This is a genomic window from Methylobacterium sp. E-025 (assembly GCF_022829705.1).
Classification (GTDB): domain Bacteria; phylum Pseudomonadota; class Alphaproteobacteria; order Rhizobiales; family Beijerinckiaceae; genus Methylobacterium.
The window spans coordinates 1-2,440 of record NZ_JAKSYR010000107.1 but is presented as its reverse complement, the minus strand read 5'-3'; the positions used below and the strand labels follow the sequence as shown (position 1 = coordinate 2,440).

The following is a 2,440-nucleotide window of genomic DNA, read 5'->3' as shown; positions in this document are numbered from 1 at the left end:
CCGCACACTCTGAAGCCCCGAGCTCATCCCGTTCAGCGTACGCCCGATGCGACCTGGCGCGTTGTGGCCGCCGTCCCCTAGCGTCCCGGACAGGGCGCCCTGACCGACCTGCTCGACGAAGGTCATCACCCGCCCGAGCGGCCGGACGTTCACGCGGTTGATGGCGATCCCGATCCCGATGCAGATCAGGGGCGTGGGCGGGGTCCCGCCCCAGAGCGCGAGGCGCTCGTTGCGCTCGGCCTGCGTGACGCGAGCGGCCTGTGCCGCACGAGTCTGTTCTTCCAGATTGTCGATGGCGATGAGCTTGCTGCGCAGGGTGTCGTAGAACTGCTTGCCCCTGCCTTCGGCCTCGATACGCACCCCATCCGGTCGCGTCTTCGGATCCGCGGCCTGACGTATCGCGGTTTCGCCGATGTCGGTTTGCCAAGCGCGCGCTGCCGTCACGGCATCGGCAAACAGACGCGAACGCTCGGCATCGTTGCCGATCAAGGTCCTCAAATATGTGATCGTCTGGTCCAGGGCCGGCCGCCCCGCGCGGTAGGGCTCTAGGCTGTTCTCGCGCCCGGTGATCAAATAACCGCGTAGGCCAGTCTCCTGGTTCAGCATGGCGGTGCGGAAGGCATCCAGCCCCCGAACCACTTGGGTCGAGCGGTCGAGGGCGTCGGTCGCATCCTGCAGGTGGTTGCCTGTGGCTAAGATCGCCCCGCTGCTGAGAACCGACACCAGCGCGATGACGCCGATCGCACCTCCAAGCGTGCGGTTGAGGCCAAACGTGTTCGGCATTTTCGAGCGTTCCTACGCAGGCCTACGGACACTGCCTTACGGCAACCGCCATCGCGAGCGCAGTCGGCCAAATCAGCAGCCAAATCAAGCTTGTGAGGATCTCATAAAACGATGACAGCGATCGGGATAAGTCCCCGCTGACCCGATCTTGCCCGCCTACAGAAACCCGCTCCCCGAGTGTTCTTTGAAAGCGTTTGCCCTTCTGATGTAGCCCACCACCGTGCGCGGATCGCGGTGTCCTGACTGATCCATGATGCGGGCGAATCCCACCCTGGTCATAGGTCGAGCCCCAGCCGCGCCCTTGCGACGTGTTTCCCGTAAGCCTTCGCCATCTCCCACGCGAGCGACAGGCTCTCGGACTTTGCAGGGGCTATGCTGCCTTCAGCTCATGGATGGTGCCCAGCACCTCGGCGCGCTGGACTTCTAGGCGATGGATGAGCGGGCGCAGGTCGGCGTCGCCGTTGGCGGCGACCTCAATCTCGCGGCACAGGCGCGACAGGCGGGTGAAGCCGAGCATGCCGGCGGCCGAAACCAGCGCGTGCGCGTCGTGGGCGACCTGGACCCGGTCGTCCTCGTCGGAGCGGAAGCGGTCGCGCAACTCGCTGCCCATTAGGTCGAGCAGCGTCGCCACCCGTTCCAGCCCGAACCCCTCCTTCAAGGCGCTGAACACTGCCCCGTCGAGGACGGCGTCCTGGCCGTCCGGTGGCACGGCCGCCAGCGCTGGGTGGGTCTCGCGCTGGGGTCCTGTCCAACGCGCGATGGTGGCGTAGAGGTCGGCGCGCCGGAACGGCTTGCCGACATGGTCGTTCATGCCGGCCGCGCGCAGGTCGTCGATCTGCTTCGGCAGCACGTTGGCAGTCATCGCCACGATCGGGATCTCGCAGGCCGGCGGCGGCAGGGCGCGGATGCGGCGGGTCGCGGTCAGGCCGTCCATCACCGGCATCTGCACGTCCATCAGGACGAGGTCGTAGCCCCGCCCCTGCTTCAGCACCGCCTCGACCGCGACGATCGCCTCGGCGCCGTCCTCGACCACGTCGACCACGTAGCCCTGCGCCTCGAGTACCGCGCAGGCGAGCTTTTGGTTGAGCGGCACGTCCTCGGCCAGGAGCAGCCGCACGGGCCGTCCACCTATCTCGATATCCGCTGCTACAACAGGATGTTCGATCGTTGTCCGTTCCCCCGGGGGCAGGGTCAGGGTGAACCAGAAGGTCGAGCCGACGCCCTCGCGGCTGTCGACGCCGATCTCGCCGCCCATCAGCGAGAGCAGGTGGCGGCAGATCACCAGGCCGAGGCCGGTGCCGCCGAAGCGCCGGCTGATCGAGCCGTCCACCTGGCTGAAGCGCTTGAACAGCCGGTCCTGCTGCGCCGAATTGATCCCGATGCCGGTGTCGGTGACCTCGAAGCGCAGGTCGTGGCCGCGCGCGCCCGAGCGCTCGCGCCGGACCACGAGAGTCACCGAGCCGACGGGGGTGAACTTCACCGCGTTGTTCAGCAGGTTCAGCAGCACCTGGCGCAGGCGGCTCGCGTCGCCGAGGACGAAGGCGGGCAGATCCGGGTCGATCCGGGTCTCGATCCGCAGGTTGCTCTTCAGCGCGCCGCCGCGGACGATCGAGACGGTGTTGTCGATCACCGAGACCAGCGGGAACGAGACCGGGTC

General features: G+C 67.3%; 2 protein-coding genes. Both read right to left on the bottom strand.

All coding sequences use genetic code 11. The annotated features are described in order from the left end of the window. The coding region (locus MKK64_RS14440) for a CHASE3 domain-containing protein (protein ID WP_243935614.1) at positions 1 to 783 on the bottom strand (783 nt) is incomplete at its 3' end. A 370-nt stretch (positions 784 to 1,153) separates the two neighbouring features. Continuing rightward, the coding region (locus tag MKK64_RS14435) for an ATP-binding protein (protein ID WP_243935612.1) at positions 1,154 to 2,440 on the bottom strand (1,287 nt) is incomplete at its 5' end.